The sequence below is a fragment of the Burkholderia sp. ZZQ-2 genome (assembly GCF_050768715.1).
GTDB lineage: Bacteria > Pseudomonadota > Gammaproteobacteria > Burkholderiales > Burkholderiaceae > Burkholderia > Burkholderia cepacia.
Genome location: NZ_LDVA01000362.1, coordinates 47,070 through 64,175, shown reverse-complemented (window position 1 = coordinate 64,175; position 17,106 = coordinate 47,070). Strand labels below are relative to the sequence as shown.

The following is a 17,106-nucleotide window of genomic DNA, read 5'->3' as shown; positions in this document are numbered from 1 at the left end:
TCAGCCCTCCAGCGGCAGGTCTTGCGACCAGTCGACGTGCAGCGTGCGCGCGGCGAAACGCCACGTGCCGCCGTCGAACACGCAGCGGTCGCGATAGCGCAGCCCCCAGTCGAGCTTGCGCTTCACGCCGTCGCGCACGTAGACGTGGCAGGCGACGCCATAGGTCTCGACGTCGGCCTCGCCGCCGTCGAGCGTCACGAGCTGGTTGTGCACGTGATGCTGGGTCGCTTCGTAGTGCTCGATCACGCGCATGCCCGTCACGATCGCGTCGCGGTCGTCGAAGCGGAAGCCGGGGCCGGCGAGCAGCGCATCGGGCGTGAAGAGGGCGGTGAGTCGCGGCCAGTCGCGCCGGTCGACGGCTTGCGCATAGCGGCACGCCAGTTCGTACAGCGCGTGGCGGGGATTCGAATCGGTCATGCAGTGCTCCCGTGGAAGAACGGAAAGAGTCGGCCGCGCCGCGAGTGCGGACGCGGCGGCATTGCGACGTCGAGGCGAAGGTTCGCATCGGACCGATGGCGACTCATCATCCATACGGAGCAGGGCGAGGGTCGGGGAAAACACCGGTGCCGGGTGCCGCGTGCCGCACGATCGCGCAAGGTTGGTGCGGCGCAGCGACCGGCGTGCAACAGGCGTCTGACGATTGGCGCCGCCGGCCGCGACAGGCGCGCAACGCGCCGCGTCTCCTCCGCGTGTGCGAAGCCGTCGCGCACGATGTTGCGATGCGACACGCCGTGCGCCCGCGGCTCAGCGTTTGCCCCTAGTCGAAATGGACGATGGCCGGCGGCCGGGCGCTGGCTACCGTGCAGTCATCCGGTGCCGCATGCGATGCACGCTGGACACGAACCGCACCAGCGGACAACCGGAGGGGACGACGATCATGAGACTGACGACTCGCAAGCTGTGCGTACTGGCGATGGGCACGTTCGCTGCCATGGCGATGGCGCGATACGGCGCCGATCAGGTTCCGTCGCCGCCGTATGCGGCTGGCATCCTGCAATGCCGCTCGGTCGACGCGAACGGGCTGCCGGCCGGCTGCGTGCCGATCGATCCGTCGCACTTCGGTTTCGCCGCGCTGCGCGGCATGTGACGTCGGCGCGGCCGCGCACCGCGCAGGCCGGAAGCCGTGGCGGCGCGATGGCGTACCGATGCCCTTCGCCGTGACCACGTCGGAATCATCGCGCGGGCCGATCCATTTGACGCGCATCGCGGCTTCAACCGGGCGCGGGACGCGTGCGTCGCGCACACGCACCGTCGCACGCCCGTCCCGGCATCGCGGCGACATCGGCAACGGGCCGCCTGTCAGGTCCTCGCCGCATCCACCGCTTTCCATCGTTTCCCTCAGGTTTCCTACACGCTGACCCATTCCTCATGTCATCCGACTATTCTCTGACTCACCCCCTGAACATTCGCGACGTGCATCGCTGGGATGCCGAACACGATGTCGTGATCGTCGGCTTCGGCGCGGCCGGCGCCTGTGCGGCGATCGAAGCCGCGCGTGCCGGTGCCGACACGCTGATCGTCGAGCGCGCCTCGAGCTACGGCGGCACGAGCGCGCTGTCGGGCGGCGAGATCTACCTCGGCGGCAGCGGCGGCACGCCCGCACAGCGGCAGGCCGGCTTTACCGACGACACCGAGGATCTGTACCGCTACCTGATGCTGGCCGGCGGGCGCGACGCCGACGAGGCGAAGGTGCGGCTCTACGCGAACGAAAGCCTGGCGCACCACGACTGGCTCGTCGCGCAGGGCCTCACGTACAAGAACACGTTCATTGCCGAGCGGATCGTCGAACCGGAGACCGACGATTGCCTGATCTGGTCGGGCAGCGAGGAAGCCTGGCCGTTCAGCGAGGCCGCGAAGCCGTGCCCGCGCGGGCACACGCCGCAATGGCCGGGCTGGGGCGGCGGGCAGATGCTGATGCGGGTGCTGGCCGAACGCGTGGCGGCGCTCGGCGTCGCGACGCGTTACGACACGCGCGCGCTCGCCTTGATCGTCGACGACGACGGCGCGGTGCGCGGCGTCGTGCTGCGCGCGTACGGCCAGACGGCATGCGTGCGTGCGCGTCGCGCGGTGATCCTGTGCGCGGGCGGTTTCGCGATGAATCGCGACATGGTGCGCCGGCATGCGCCGCAGTTCCTGCGCTCGGATGAACCGATCGGCAGCCCCGGCGACGACGGCTCGGGCATCCTGCTCGGCCAGAGCGCGGGCGGCGCGGCGATCCACATGGACCAGGGCTTCGTCAGCCTGCCGTTCTACGCGCCCGAATCGCTGATCCGGGGAATCTTCGTGAACGCGCGCGGCCAGCGCTTCATCAACGAGGACGGTTATCACGGCCGCACGGGCCATCACGCGTTCCACCAGGCCGGCGACCGCATCTACCTGCTCGTCGACCAGGCGACGTACCGCGAGCCGCCCGCGATTGCGCGGATCGGCATCGCGGCGGCCGGCGAAACGTGGGAGGAAGTCGAACGCGACCTGGAGATGCCGGCCGGCACGCTGACGGCGACTGTCGACGTCTACAACCGCCATGCTGCCGAAGGCGCCGATCCGCTGTTCCACAAGGCGGAGAAATGGCTGCAGCCGCTGATCGAGCCGCCGTTCGTTGCGCTCGATTGCCGGATTGACTACGCGTTCTATCCGCACTTCACGCTCGGCGGGCTCGACACGCTGCCGACCGGGCAGGTGGTCGACGCGGCGCGCGCGCCGGTGCCGGGGCTCTATGCGGCCGGCCGCACGACCTGCGGGCTGCCGCGCTGGGGCGCCGGGTACAGCTCGGGGCTGTCGCTGGCCGACGCGACGTTTTTCGGCCGGCAGGCCGGCCGTCACGCCGCGCAGGCGGGGTGCGACGCGCTGCGCAACGCCGCGTAGCGTTGGCCGGGTGGAAATGAACGACGCCCCGGGCAATCGCATTGCCCGGGGCGTCGTCGTTTCGGGCACCGAAGTGCCCAAGTGCTTGAGCGGCCCAGCGGCTCAGCCGCTAAGCGGCCAACCAGGCCAACCAGACCAGCCCGCCGTCAGCCGAGGTCGAGCGCGTTCGTGAGATCGCCCGGCGGCGTCGCGCCGCGCGCGGCGAACGCCTTGTTGCGCGCGACCACGCCGTCGAGCGGCGCGAGCCCGTGCACGCGGCTGATGAAGCGCAGGATCGAGTTCGTGTCGTACAGCGTGTGATCGACGAAACCCTTCTTCGCGAACGGCGAGATCACGAGCGCCGGAATCCGCGAACCAGGGCCCCAGCGGTCGCCCACCGGCGGCGCGACGTGATCCCACCAGCCGCCGTTCTCGTCGTGTGTCATCACGATCACGGTGTTGTCCCATTGCGGACCGCGCCGGATATGGTCGATCACCGTCGCGATGTGACGGTCGCCCGATTCGATGTCCGCGTAGCCCGCATGCATGTTCAGGTTGCCCTGCGGCTTGTAGAACGTGACGGCCGGCAGGCGGCCCGCGTCGATGTCGGCGATGAAGTGGTTGGTCGACGGCTCGTCGCCGAGCCCGGCGTCGCGCAGGTGCTTGCTGCGCGCGTCGGTGCCGGGCGCGTAGTTCGCGAAATAGTTGAACGGCTGGTGGTGGTACTGGAAATCGGGCACGGCGCCCGTGTCGCGATGCTCGAGCGCGTACTGCCACGCGCCGCTGTACCACGCCCAGTCGATGTTCTTTTCCGACAGGCGGTCGCCGATCGTCGCATAGCCCTGCGGCGGCATCACGCGATGGTCGGCCGGGTCCGCATACGCGGCGTTGCCCGGGTCCGGCGGCGGCACGTAGCTCGGCTGGTACGGCGGCGCCATCGTGTTCACGCCATAGCCGTCCGGCGTCAGCGGGCCGTCGCCCGCGAACTTCGGCGGGCCGTCGAGCGCGGACGCGGGCGAATCGTCGGCGAGCTTCAGGCGCGTGCCGGCCGGATCGTCGCCTTCGACCTTCGACAGCAGTTTCGCCGCGTGCGGATGCTTGTGCGCGTCCGGATACAGCGGCGGCTGCGCGGAGATCAGGAACATGTGGTTCATCCACGAACCGCCGAAGGCCGCCATGAAGAAGTTGTCGCACAGCGTGTACTGCCGCGCGAGGTTCCACAGCCGCAGCGTGTCGGCCGAATTGCGGTAATGGCCCATCACGAGGCCGCCCGAATCGGCCCACGCGGCGAACTGGTCGTTGCGGCCGCCCGCGATCTGCATCTGGTTCTGGTAGAAGCGGTGCCACAGGTCGCGCGTGATCACGCCGTTCGGTAGCGGCTTGCCCTGCGCGTCCGCGATCCGGAACGGCGCATTCGGCAGCTTGTCGATGTCGCGCTCGGCGATCGCGTAGCGCTTGCCATCCACTTCCTGCGCCTGCGGCACGAGCCCGCCCCAGATCTTCGGCAGCACGGGCAACGGCGTCTTGCCGTCGCGATCGAGCTGCTGCGCGTGCTCGGGCCGCACCTCGCTCAGCGGATGGCTTACGCCCGGGAAATCGCCGTACAGGTTCGCGAAGCTGCGGTTTTCCGCATAGATCACGACGATGTGCCGCACGCGCTGGCGCAACGCCTCGTCGACGCGCAGGTCGGCGGCGGAACGCGGCGCGCCGGTGGTTTCGCAGCCGCTGAGCGCGACACCCGCACCGAGCGCGGCAAGGCCGCCGAGCACGCGGCGGCGGTCGGGATCGGCGGGAAGGTCGTCGGGGCGATCGGGGGTGTCGTTCACGTCGTGGGTTCCTCGAATGGGCGGGTGGACGGGGCGTGATGCACGGCGGTGCCGCACAGGCTGCCGTGCCGCAGGATGGAAGGCAACGGCCCGTGTGGGGTATCGGCGCGTGCGATGCGTTTGTCACAAAAGTGTCACGAACGCGACTATAACGCGGCAACGGGGGCGGATGAAAGGTGTTTGTCGGACGATTCCCGTCGCGCCGCGGGCGATGCGCGACGCACTCGCGCGAACTAGACTTGATTCAGGGGCGGCGCGTCGCGGCGTGCCGCCCGGGCGAGGATTGCCCGGCGATGCCGGCCGACGGCGTTGTCGCGGCATCGTTGATGCGCAGGAGCGAGGCGAGATGGCACGCATGTATACCGCTGCCGCATGGCCGCCGATGCCGCGCGCGGGCTGCGCGCGTAGCCACGCACGTCCGCCGTGCCGCGGCAGCGCAGCGTAGCGCCGCGCGCACGTCCGGCCGGATGCCATGGACAGGAAATTCGACTACCCGGGATTGCTGATCGCCGCGGGCTTCTTCGTGCTGTTCGCCGCGCAGTTGCTGATGCTGCGTCCGTCGTCGGCGTCGATCGCGTACAGCGATTTCCACCGGCTCGTCGCCGCACGGCTCGTCGACGATCTCGAAGTCAGCCCCGCATCGATCTCGGGCACGCTGAAGATGCCGCAGGCCGGCGCGATGCTGCCGGCGTCCGACGCCTCGGCCGTGCAGCAGGCCGGTGCGCCGTGGCGGTTCACGACCAACCGCGTGAGCGACGAACACCTGACCGACACGCTGACCGCGGCCGGCATCCGCTATCACGGCGCGCCCGACACGAGCTGGATGGCATCGCTTGCCTCGTGGCTGCTGCCGCTCGTGCTGTTCGTGTTCATCTGGAACATGATGCTGCGCAAGCGCGGCGGGCTGCAGGATTTCACCGGGATGGGCAAGAGCCGCGCGCGCGTGTACGTGCAGCAGGAAACCGGCATCACGTTCGACGATATCGCGGGCATCGACGAAGCCAAGGCCGAGCTGCAACAGCTCGTCGCGTTCCTGCGCAACCCCGACCGCTACCAGCGGCTCGGCGGCAAGATTCCGAAGGGTGTGCTCGTCGTCGGCGCGCCGGGCACCGGCAAGACGCTGCTCGCGCGCGCGGTGGCCGGCGAGGCGGCCGTGCCGTTCTTCTCGATCAGCGGCTCGGCGTTCGTCGAGATGTTCGTCGGCGTCGGCGCGGCGCGCGTGCGCGACCTGTTCGAGCAGGCGCAGCAGAAGGCGCCGTGCATCGTGTTCGTCGACGAGCTCGACGCGCTCGGCAAGGTGCGCGGCGTCGGCCCGATGTCGGGCAACGACGAACGCGAGCAGACGCTCAACCAGTTGCTCGTCGAGATGGACGGCTTCCAGGCCGGCTCCGGCGTGATCATCATGGCCGCGACGAACCGGCCGGAGATCCTCGATCCCGCGCTGCTGCGGCCGGGCCGCTTCGATCGCCACATCGCGATCGACAGGCCCGACGTGAACGGCCGCCGGCAGATTCTCGGCGTGCATGTGAAGCGCGTGAAGCTCGCGGCCGACGTCGATCTCGGCGAGCTGGCATCGCGCACGCCGGGCTTCGTCGGTGCCGATCTCGCGAACGTCGTCAACGAGGCCGCGCTGCATGCGGCCGAACTCGGCAAGCCGGCGATCGGGATGGCCGACTTCGACGAGGCGATCGATCGCGCGCTGACGGGCCTCGAACGCAAGAGCCGCGTGATGAACGCGCAGGAGAAGCTGACCATCGCGTATCACGAGGCCGGCCATGCGCTCGTCGCGGAAAGCCGCGCGCATTGCGATCCGGTGAAGAAGGTGTCGATCATTCCGCGCGGCGTGGCGGCGCTCGGCTATACGCAGCAGGTGCCGACCGAGGATCGCTACGTGTTGCGCAGGAGCGAACTGCTCGACCGGATCGATGCCTTGCTCGGCGGGCGCGTTGCGGAGGAACTCGTGTTCGGCGACGTGTCGACGGGCGCGCAGAACGATCTCGAACGCGCGACCGCGATGGCGCGCCACATGGTCATGCAGTACGGGATGAGCGAGAAGATCGGGCTCGCGACGTTCGACGACGGCGATGTGCGCCAGGGCATGCCCGGCGCGTGGCATGCGGGCGACGGGCGCTGCAGCGAGCACACCGCGCGGATGATCGACGACGAGGTGCGCACGCTGCTCGCCGACGCGCATGCGCGGGTCGCGATGACGCTCGGCGAACGCCGCGATGCGCTCGAACGCATCGCGCGACGGCTGCTGCAATCCGAGGTGCTCGAGCGCGAAGCGCTGCAGGCGCTGATCGACGGGCGCGTTGAGCCGGCCACCGCGACGCCGGCTGCACCGGCACCGGACGACGAAGCCGGCGCACGCGGCGGCGCGATCGAAACGGAGCACGCGTCCGCGGTCGAGCGCGATTTCGTCGCATACGGGCCGCCACGCGAGCCCGAGCGCTGAAGGGGCCGCGAACCTGCGGGCGGCGCGCATCGATGCGACTGCGTGCCGGCATTCCTTTCCCAGTTGATCTGCGCGGAGTCGCCATGAGCGAGGCGCACATATCGGTCGATGTCGCGCAGCAGGCGCGCTTCTGTTTCGAAGTGGTGTTTGCCGGCACGACGCTGTCGCCGGTGCTCACCGACGAACCGCCGCCGCTCGGCGAAGGACGCGGGCCGAACCCGATCCGGTTGCTGGCCGCGGCGGTCGCGACCTGTCTCGCGGCGAGCCTGCTGTTCGCGCTGGAAAAGCAGCATGTCGATCCGCAGCCGATTGCCGCACGCATCGATGTCGACATGGTGCAGAACGAAGCGGGCAGGGTGCGCGTGGGCGCGATGTCGGTACGGCTGTCGATCGGCAGGACGTGGGCCGATCTCGCGGCGGCGACGCGCGTGCTCGATCAGTTCGATGCGTATTGCGTGCTGACGGAGAGCCTGCGAGAAGGCATTCCGGTGTCGGTCGACCTGTGCGATGCGAGCGGCGCGGTGCTCGGATACGCGGCGACGGACGCGTGAGCGCGCGTCAGGGTTCGGTCGCGGCCGCGACTTCGGCCGCTTCGGCGAGCGCGTCGAGAAAGCGCGTGCGCCACCAGTGCACGTCGCTCTTGCGCAAGATCGCCATCAGCGCCGCATGACGCTGGCGACGCTCCTCGAGCGGCATCGCGAGCGCACGCTGGATCGCCTGCGCGGTGCCTTGCGTGTCGTACGGATTGACGAGCAGCGCCGACTTCAGCTGCTCGGCCGCGCCGGCAAAACGCGACAGCACGAGCACGCCCGGATCGGCCGCGTCCTGCGCGGCGAGAAATTCTTTCGCGACGAGGTTCATCCCGTCGCGCAGCGGCGTAACGAGCGCGACGCGGCTCGCGCGATAAAGGCCCGGCAAGCGCTTGCGCGCGACGGTGCGGTGAATGTAGCGCATCGGCATCCATTCGAGTTCGCCGTAGTCGCCGTTGATCGCGCCGCACAGGCTGTCCATCTCGCGCCGCAGGTCGTCGTACGCGCCGAGATTTTCGCGGCTCGGCGCGGCGATCTGGATCAGCGTCGCGCGGTCGCGGTTCTCCGGATACTGTTCGAGCAACTCGCGGAACGCATGCACGCGCTGCGGCAGCCCTTTCGTGTAATCGAGCCGGTCGACGCCGACCAGCAACTGGCGCCGCGAATATTCGTCGCGCATCCGCTCGAACATGTCGAGGCCGTCGCGGTCGCGCGCGAGCGCCTCGAACTCGTCGACGTTGATGCCGATCGGGAACGCGCCCGCCGACAGCGTGCGGCCGAATGCACGCAGCCGGCCGTCCGGCAGCCGCGCCGCGCCGGCTTCCGCTTCGACGTAATGCTCGAAGTGGAGCAGATCCGACTCGGTCTGGAAGCCGACGAGATCGTATGCGAACAGCGAGCGCATCAGCCATTCGTGTTCCGGGATCGCGGCCATGATCGGCGGCGGCGGCATCGGGATGTGCAGGAAGAAACCGATCGGATTCGTACAGCCCATCGCGCGCAGCTCGGCGGCGAGCGGAATCAGCTGGTAGTCGTGGACCCAGATGGTGTCGTCGGGACGCAGCAGCGTGCGCAGCTTGCGCGCGAACAGCTGGTTCACGCGCCGGTAGCCGTCGGCGAAGCGGCGGTCGAACTGCGCGAGATCGAGCCGGTAGTGAAACACCGGCCACAGCACGTTGTTCGAATAACCGAGGTAGTAGGCGTCGTAGTCCTGCGGGTCGAGATCGATCGTCGCGAGCTGGATGCCGCCGACGTTCTGGATCTGCACGTCGTCGCCATGCGCGGGCTGGTCGTCGCTGCCGCGCAGCCTTCCGCTCCAGCCGAACCAGACGCCGCCGGATTCCTGCAGGCTGTCTTTCACGGCAACGGCGAGCCCGCCGGCAGCGGCTTTACGGGGATCTGCAATGCGATTGGATACGACGACGAGTCGGCTCACCAGCTCTCCTGACGATTGTTGGGGGAAGGTTCGTGCGGCCGTGGCGCGAGAAGCGGACGCCGCCATCGGCACGCGGTGTGCGAAGCGATGGGGCCGCAATACGATCGGACGGGAGTCAGGGCACGCGATTCGCCGTCCGAACGCGGAGTGCTTTTTTAAGCATACTCGTCATTCGTTCGTTTTAAAAGTCTGCGTCGGCGAGCGATGCGTGGGCGAACGCTGCGCAATCTCCATGTCGCCTGTGTGGCAACGCGCGATACATGGCCGGGATCGAAACTTGCGCAACGCTGCAAACGCGGCATGCGCGATGGCATGCGGAGGACGGGCATCGCGCGCGATCGTCCGTGACGATGCGTATTGCCGGACACGCGCACGATGCCGCGCCGGTCGGCAGAAACGACCGGCGACGACGCGGCTACGCCGACGGGCGAGCTACACGCACGCGTGCCGCGAATCGGAGAGGAGACGCGCGACGGCGCGCGTGCGAACCGTTCGAGCCGAACGGTGACGATGCACAGCGCATCGCGCGGTATGCGCAAGCGTGACGCAGGCGGGCCGGCGAAACCGCGTGCGCATCGTCGTCTCCTTTCGGTATCCGTTACGCGGCGGCCGGTTGCCAGTGATGCGCGGCGGGTTCCTGCGCGTGCGCGCCCGACGACGTCACGTGCGTGCCGGACGGCATCCGGAACGCGGCGACCGTTTCGGACAGCTCGCGACCTTGCGCCTCGAGCGACTTCGATGCGGCCGCGGCCTGCTCGACGAGCGCCGCGTTCTGCTGGGTCGTCTCGTCCATCTGCGTGATCGTCAGGTTCACCTGGTCGATGCCTCGGCTCTGCTCGGCCGACGCGGCCGCGATCTCGCCCATGATGTCGGTCACGCGCGCGACGGCCTGCGTGACGTCCGACATCGTCTTGCCGGCTTCGCCGGCGAGCGCCGAGCCGTCGCGGATCGTCTGTACCGACGCGTTGATCAGTTCCTTGATCTCCTTTGCCGCCGTCGACGAGCGTTGCGCGAGACTGCGCACCTCGCTCGCCACGACCGCGAAGCCGCGGCCCTGTTCGCCCGCACGCGCGGCTTCGACGGCCGCATTCAGCGCGAGGATGTTGGTCTGGAACGCGATGCCTTCGATGATGCCCGTGATGTCGGCGATCTTCGACGAGCTATGGCCGATTTCCGTCATCGTGTCGACCACGCGGCCGACCACCGAGCTGCCGCGATGCGCGACATCCGACGCATTCGCGGCGAGCGCGCTCGCCTGTTGCGCGTTCTCGGCATTCAGCCGCACCGTCGACGTGAATTCCTCCATCGTCGCGGCGGTTTCCTGCAGCGACGCGGCTTGTTCCTCGGTGCGCTGGCTCAGGTCGAGGTTGCCCGACGCGATCTCGCTCACGGCATGCGCGATGCTGTTCGACGAATCGCGCACGCGGCCGACGATGCCGATCAACCGCTCGTTCATTGTCCGCAGCGCTTCGAGCAGGTCGCGGGTCTCGTCGTTGCCGCTGACGTGGATGCGGCTGCCGAGATCGCCGTTCGCGACCGTGCGCGCGACGTCCACGGCCGAGCCGATCGGCACCGTGATCTTGCGTGTCAGCCACAGGCCGCCGCAGGCCGCGACCGCGACCGCGATCAGGCAGATGCCGGCCAGCAGGTTGCGCTCCATCGCATAACGATCCGCGAATTGCTGGGCGATCGCGAGTTCGCGTTCATGCGTATAGCTCGCGTAGGCATCGGTCGCGCGCACGAGCTGCGCGAGCAGCGGGCGGCAGTTGTCGTCGATGTCGGCGGTCGCCTCTTCTTTCTTGCCGGCTTGCGCGAGCCCGACGATACGCAGCGCGACGGGCCCGTAGCTGGATTCGATGCGGGCGATGTTGCCCACCAGTTCGCGCGCGCGATCGGAGGTGTCGGTCGCGTTCGCCATCATCTCCTTGAGCTTCGCGAGATGCTCCTGCACGTCCTTGTGCGCCTGGTTCACCTCGGCCAGTTCGAGCTCGAGATCGGACGGTTTGGTCACGAGCACGATGTTGCGTGCCGCGATCGCGCGCCGGTCGACCGCGGTTCGGATTTGCGCGGACTGGTTCGCCCGCGCGTTGATGCCGTTCATGTAGCGGGAAAACTCGGCGTTCGTATCGGAGAGTGCCTTGAGTGCCACGCCCGACACGATCACGACGACCGCGGCGAGCAGGCCGAAGCCGCCAAGGAGTTTTGTCTTGATGCTCATTCTGGCGATATTCACGTTGTGCCCCTGCGCATGTGGTTGGCAAATTGAATTTATTGTTCGACCAGATACGGGCTCGTGCCGGCATTAACGGGTATACCGAATGATTCTTTACCCTTCGAAAACCCTGATATTAGTTTTTTTAGCGCTGGAATCCTTTTCGGGCGGGTTTGCTGGAACCCGATCAGGAAGCGTCGAGGCGCCCGTGATTCAAAGGTTTATACGTGGAATTTGAAACCGGTTTTATCAGGCGAGGCAAAAGAGATCTTTTTGCTAATAATCGTCTGATGAATTTGTTTTTATTTATGGGTGAATAAAGTGGAATTCCCTTGCGCCCTGATTGGGGAGGGAACCGGTGCGCGTCGTCGGTATGTGTCGCGCGATGGGCGGCAATGTCCGGAAAGCGGAAATTCGCGACGGAGCGGGGGCGCCGCAAAGCGGCCCGCGGCGGGCGCCGCGGGCCATGAGAGGGTCAGAACGTGGTGCGCAACCCGGCCATCACGCTGCGGCCGCCTTCCGGCGCGAGGCCGCGCACGACCGAGGTCGAATAGCGGATTTCCTGGTTCGTCAGGTTGTCGCCGCGCAGGTACGCGAGCCAGTGCGTCGCACCGACGCGGAACTTGTAGGTCAGCATCACGCCGAGCGACGTGTAGCCGTCCGTCGAAAAGTCGTTGTCGGGCACGCGATGCTGCGACCACGCATGCGTGACCTGCGCGCGCGCACCGAACGGGCCGTAGCCGTAGTCGGCCGCGAGCGTCGCGCGCAGCGGCGCGATGCGCGGCAGCGGCTGGCCCGTATCGACGTTGCGTGCGTGCGTGTAGTCGGCCGTCAGCTCCAGGTCGACCGTATGGCCGCGCCGCGCGAAGGCGCGCCACTTGCCGTCCAGCTCGATGCCGTAGAACTCGGCGCGCACGCCACGGTAGATCGCCTCGTTGAGCGAGCCGTCGGTACCGGGCGCGACCGGTTCGCCGTCGTCGTCCACGACGCGGCCCGTGTTGTACTCGGTCAGGTAGTTCGAGAAGCGGTTGTAGAACACGCCGACGCTGCCGCGATTCGGCCCGCTCGCGTAGCGCAGCGACAGGTCGGTCGACACGGCCTTTTCCTTCGACGCGTTCGGGTTGCCGATCAGGAACTGGCCGGTCGCATCGTGCGGGCCGTTCGAATACAACTCGTAGAAGGTCGGCGCACGTTCGGTGTATGCGACGTTGGCCGCCACCGACCACACGGGCGTCAGCGAGAACAGCGCGCCGGCCGAGACGCTGCCGGCATTGAAGTCGCGCGGCTGCGCTCCCGCGAATTTCTCGACGCCGGCCGGATCGGGATCGACCTTCACGTGCTCGAAGCGCCCGCCGAGGCTCAGCTTGAGCGCCGGGACGACCTGCCATTCCTCGAGGCCGAACAGTGCGACGCTGTTCGTGCGCGTGGACGGCACGAGCAATTCGTCACCGAGCGCCGAGAACGTGTTCTGGCCGAACTGCACGCCGATCGCGCCTTCGAACGGGCCGATCCTGCGATGCCGCGCCTCGATGCGCGCTTCATAGCCTCGGTTGCGGAAGGTGGTGGCCGTCTCGCCGTTGTCGACTTCCTTGTGGCGATAGTCGGTGTACGCGAAGTCGAATTTCAGCTTCGTGAACGGCCCGCTCAGGTTGCGTATCTCGGAGGCGAGCGCGAGCCGTTCCTGGCGCATCCGCAGGCGCACGTCGTCCTCGGCGACGGAGCCGTAGTTCGACTCGTAGCCGCTGTACGACAGGCCCGCGAAACCGTCGGCCCACGTGTACGACGCGCCGACCGCGCCGCCATGCACGCGGCCGTCGCTGTTCGGCACGTTGCCGTACGGTTGCGGCGTGTCGGGGCCGTCGATCGCGCGTTGCTGGCTGCTGCGCGCATAGCCGGGAATCCGCAGCTTGCTCGTTTCGCGGTCGAACGCGTCGACATGGAACGCGAAGCGGCCGTTGCCGCCTTCGACCTGCGCGGCGCCCGCGCGTACCGAATTGGCGCCGCCGTAGCGCGCGTCGAGCGCGCCCGTCACGCCTTCGATCGCCTCGCGCGGAATCCGGTTGTCGATCGTGTTGACGACGCCGCCCACAGCATTGCCGCCGTACAGCAGCGCGGCCGGCCCGCGCACGATTTCGACGCGCTCGATCGACAGCGGATCCTGCGGCACCGCATGGTCGTACGACAGCGACGACGCGTCGTAGGCCGCGACGCCGTTCTGCAGCAGCCGGATCCGGTCGCCGTCCATCCCGCGGATGATCGGGCGGCCGACCATCGGCCCGTAGGTGGTGGTCGACACGCCGGGCAACCCGTTCAGCGTCTCGCCGAGCGAATCGGCCTGGCGGCGCGTCAGTGCGTCGCCGGACAGTTGCGCGGTCGGCGAGATCAGATCGGTGTCGCCGAGCGGGTTCGCAGTCACGAAGATCGGCGCGAGCGCAGTGGTTTGCGTCGGTGTCGGCGACGCGGGCGCATCGGCCTGCGCGTGCGCGACGGCGGCGAACAGCATCAGCGGGACGGGCGAGAGCGGGCGAAGCGGTAGACGAGGGAGGTCGCGCATGGTCGGTGAATCAGTTGGAATGAGTTGGAATCCGATCGGAAGGCGAGCCATGCGGGTCACGGCTGGATACGATATATTGTTGCGTCTGCGGCGCGCAGTGACCCGTCTGGATATGACTCGGCGTAACCCGGCCACCGGGATGAAACGGCTTCAGGTGGGCGAGAACGCAAAATGATATGTTATATCATTTCAAATTCCAAGCAAAACGGCGGCCGGCCACAGGGTTTCCGACAAACGGCTGAAATGGCTGCGAAAGCAGAGGCGGGCCGTCGACCCGGCGGCGCAGCGGCGGCTTGCGCGACACGTCCTGCCATGAATCCGCCGCCGGCGCGCACGATTCCTGCCCCGTTGACGCGTATCAATGCGTTCCGGTTTCGAGCCCGGATACTGGTGCGCTCATCGACCAGACAGGAGCGACGCATGACTCAAACCATGAAAGCGGCCGTGGTGCACGCGTTCGGCGAGCCGTTGCGCATCGAGGAAGTGCCGATCCCGACGCCGGGCCCTGGCCAGATCCTCGTCAACATCAAGGCGTCGGGCGTCTGCCATACCGACCTGCACGCAGCCGACGGCGACTGGCCCGTGAAGCCGACGCTGCCGTTCATTCCCGGACACGAAGGCGTGGGCGTCGTCGCGGCGGTCGGCGCGGGCGTCACGCACGTGCGCGAGGGCGACCGCGTCGGCGTGCCCTGGCTCTACACGGCATGCGGCCACTGCGAGTACTGTCACACCGGCTGGGAAACCCTCTGCCACGGGCAGCAGAACACCGGCTATTCGGTCAACGGCAGCTATGCGGAATACGTGCTGGCCGATCCCGATTACGTCGGCCATCTGCCGGCGCAGGTCGCGTTCGACGAGATCGCGCCGATCCTGTGCGCGGGCGTGACCGTCTACAAGGGCATTCGCGTCACCGATACGCGTCCGGGCCAGTGGCTCGCGATCTCCGGCATCGGCGGGCTCGGCCACGTGGCCGTGCAATACGCGCGTGCGATGGGCCTGCACGTCGCGGCCGTCGACATCTCGCCCGACAAGCTCGCACTCGCGCGCGAGCTGGGCGCGCAGCTGACGATCGATGCGTCGATCGACGATCCCGCGAAAGTGATCCAGAAGGAAATCGGCGGCGCGCACGGCGTGCTCGTCACGGCCGTGTCGCGCAGCGCGTTCGCGCAGGCGCTCGGGATGGTGCGGCGCGGCGGCACGGTGGCGCTCAACGGTTTGCCGCCGGGCGATTTCCCGCTGCCGATCTTCTCGAGCGTGCTGAACGGCATCACGGTGCGCGGGTCGATCGTCGGCACGCGGCGCGACCTGCAGGAGTCGCTCGATTTCGCGGCGGACGGGCTGGTGCGCGCGCATATCCATCGCGACCGGCTCGGCAACATCAACGACATATTCGCGCGGCTGCGCGAAGGGAAAGTCGACGGTCGCATCGTGCTCACCGACATGCACTGACGCGCATTCGAGCCCGCTGCCGCGACGCGACGGACGTCGCGGCAGCGCTGCGCTCACGCGTGCATCACGGCGCGAAGAACACGTCGGTGCGGTTCGTCAGGTTGCCCGCGCTGGTCTGCACGAAGAACGGGTGGAACGACGATGACGGCATCACGTCGAGCCCCTGGTAGTCGCCGATGAAGAAGCCTTCCGCGTTCGGCGCAAGCTTCATGTCGAACGGGCCGCCGACGCGCCGCTCGTCGGCGAACGTCGTGCCGCCGTCATGCGAGATCTTGCGCCAGAAACCGGTCGGCAGCGTCGTCGTGTTGCCGGCCTGCAGGTCGCGGAAGTCGTAGTAGGTGACCATCACGGCGCCCGTGTTGTCGACGCGCACCGACGGATTGAACGCGGGGCGCCCGGTCGGCGTGTTCAACTGCTGCGGCGTGCTCCACGTCGCGCCGCCGTCCTTCGACGTCGATACGGCGATCTCGTCATACGTGCCGCCGTTGAAGCGGCTGTCCTGCCACACCACGTAAAGCTGCCCCGAGGCCGGATCGATCGCGGGTTCCGGAATGATGTCGCCGGTGCGCACGGGCTCGCCGGTGTTCGGATCGGTGACGCCGACCGTCTGCAGCCCCGCGATCACCTGCGGCTTCGTCCACGTCGCGCCGTCGTCGGTCGACTTGATGAACGCGACCTTGCCGGCTGCCTTGCTGAACGGCGGCTGGATCAGGTCGAAGAAGTCGTAGAGCGTGCCGCTTTTCGGGTCGACGACGATCTGGTTGCCGATCGTCTGCTGACGCGACGGCACGTTGACGATCACCTTCGGGGCGCTCCACGTCTTGCCGCCGTCGACCGTCTTCGAGAACAGCGTCGGCCCGCGGTATGCGTGCGTATGCAGGTTCGCGTACGGGTTGCCGTTCGGCAGCTCGAGGCGGTCCCATACCGCGTAGGCCGTGCCGGCCTTCACCGGGTTCGCCGTCACCGATTCCTTGTCGTTGAAGAACTGCGTAGTCGGTTCGTCGTTCGCGATCAGCACGGCCGGGCTGCTCCAGGTCTGCCCGCCGTCGGTCGACACCGACGCGGCCACCGCGTTGGCATTGTTCGACTGGTTGAAGGAGATTGATACCGAATACGCGGTTCCGTCCGGCCCGAACGATACCCACGGATCGGACGCGCGCTCGTACTTCAGCCCGCCCGGCGCGCATGCGCTGAACGGCTGCGGCGTGCGCGCCCAGGTCGCGCCCGCATCGAACGTGTAGCCGGCGACGAGCCCGTGGGCGCCGCCGTTCGACCAGCGGTCCTGCTGCCACACGCCGATCATGTTCATCGGGTTCGCCGGGTTGACCGACAGCCACGGTTCGACCTCGGCATTCACGTAGTTCGTGCCGGGGCCGCCGATGGTGCAGGCGGCGAACGGGCTCGGGCCGGACACGACCACGGGGTCGGCATGCGCGGCCGCGGCGGCGGCCATTGCCACGGTTGTCGCGGCGGACAGGCGGGTGAGGCGGGTCAGGCCGGTGATAAGCGAGTGGGATACGGTCGAACGTCGCATGGACTGCTCCTCGTTGACGTGCGGCGGCGATGGCGCGGAGCGGCACGTCGCGTACCGGTACGCGGCGGCAACGGATGCCGTGCCGCGCGTCGGATCGTGTCGTTCAGGAAGCCGTTTCGGTCATCGCAATCCGCGTGTGCTGGATGCCGCCAGCACGTCGGTCAAGACACCTCTTCGTTTTCATTGCTTGTCGGGTGCGTCCAGGGAGGCGGACGCGACGGGAAGGCCAGTCCGTGCATACGGCGAATGCGTCGAAGTGGATTGAAT

Annotated in this window: 11 protein-coding genes; 5 read left to right on the top strand and 6 right to left on the bottom strand. The window is 68.0% G+C overall.

Annotation, left to right across the window (positions count from 1 at the left end; translation table 11 throughout):
* Nucleotides 1-417 (bottom strand): nuclear transport factor 2 family protein, encoded by a 417-nt coding sequence (locus tag ABY44_RS36140; RefSeq protein ID WP_060170787.1) that lies wholly within the window; start codon nt 415-417, stop codon nt 1-3.
* A gap of 460 nt (nt 418-877) precedes the next feature.
* Between ABY44_RS36140 and ABY44_RS36135 the strand changes: the two genes are divergently transcribed.
* Both ABY44_RS36135 and ABY44_RS36130 read left to right on the top strand, forming a co-directional pair.
* Nucleotides 878-1,087 (top strand): hypothetical protein, encoded by a 210-nt coding sequence (locus ABY44_RS36135; protein ID WP_027791660.1) that lies wholly within the window; start codon nt 878-880, stop codon nt 1,085-1,087.
* 281 nt (nt 1,088-1,368) lie between these two features.
* Entirely contained in the window at nt 1,369-2,865 is a 1,497-nt protein-coding gene (locus ABY44_RS36130) for an FAD-dependent oxidoreductase (protein ID WP_060170789.1), read from the top strand.
* 146 nt (nt 2,866-3,011) lie between these two features.
* On the opposite strand, the gene ABY44_RS36125 is transcribed toward ABY44_RS36130, so the two are convergent.
* A complete protein-coding gene (locus ABY44_RS36125) occupies nt 3,012-4,670 on the bottom strand; it encodes an acid phosphatase (protein ID WP_027791658.1) in 1,659 nt (552 codons plus the stop codon).
* A gap of 472 nt (nt 4,671-5,142) precedes the next feature.
* Here ABY44_RS36125 and ftsH point away from each other — a divergent pair, with 472 nt between their 5' ends.
* Complete coding sequence (ftsH, locus tag ABY44_RS36120; RefSeq protein ID WP_124838498.1) at nt 5,143-7,125, top strand: ATP-dependent zinc metalloprotease FtsH; 1,983 nt, start codon at nt 5,143-5,145, stop codon at nt 7,123-7,125.
* Between the two features lie 83 nt (nt 7,126-7,208).
* Complete coding sequence (locus ABY44_RS36115) at nt 7,209-7,676, top strand: OsmC family protein (protein ID WP_027791656.1); 468 nt, start codon at nt 7,209-7,211, stop codon at nt 7,674-7,676.
* A gap of 7 nt (nt 7,677-7,683) precedes the next feature.
* Here ABY44_RS36115 and otsA read toward each other — a convergent pair whose 3' ends face one another.
* From otsA to ABY44_RS36100, 3 genes are all read right to left on the bottom strand, one after another.
* Nucleotides 7,684-9,090, bottom strand: coding sequence for an alpha,alpha-trehalose-phosphate synthase (UDP-forming) (gene otsA / locus ABY44_RS36110; RefSeq protein ID WP_027791655.1), 1,407 nt, complete (start codon nt 9,088-9,090; stop codon nt 7,684-7,686).
* Between the two features lie 598 nt (nt 9,091-9,688).
* Nucleotides 9,689-11,308: a methyl-accepting chemotaxis protein gene (locus ABY44_RS36105; protein ID WP_027791654.1), complete on the bottom strand. Its 1,620-nt coding sequence runs from the start codon at nt 11,306-11,308 to the stop codon at nt 9,689-9,691.
* 469 nt (nt 11,309-11,777) lie between these two features.
* On the bottom strand, nt 11,778-13,856 hold the full coding sequence (locus ABY44_RS36100; RefSeq protein ID WP_230948728.1) for a TonB-dependent receptor: 2,079 nt from the start codon (nt 13,854-13,856) through the stop codon (nt 11,778-11,780).
* A 420-nt stretch (nt 13,857-14,276) separates the two neighbouring features.
* On the opposite strand from ABY44_RS36100, the gene adhP reads away from it, so the two are divergent.
* Nucleotides 14,277-15,305 carry an alcohol dehydrogenase AdhP gene (gene adhP / locus ABY44_RS36095; RefSeq protein ID WP_027791652.1) on the top strand — a complete coding sequence of 343 codons (1,029 nt, stop codon included), beginning with the start codon at nt 14,277-14,279 and terminating at the stop codon, nt 15,303-15,305.
* Between the two features lie 64 nt (nt 15,306-15,369).
* On the opposite strand, the gene ABY44_RS36090 is transcribed toward adhP, so the two are convergent.
* Nucleotides 15,370-16,839, bottom strand: a complete 1,470-nt coding sequence (locus ABY44_RS36090; RefSeq protein ID WP_060170795.1) for a sialidase family protein — start codon at nt 16,837-16,839, stop codon at nt 15,370-15,372.
* Between the last annotated feature and the right edge of the window lie 267 nt (nt 16,840-17,106).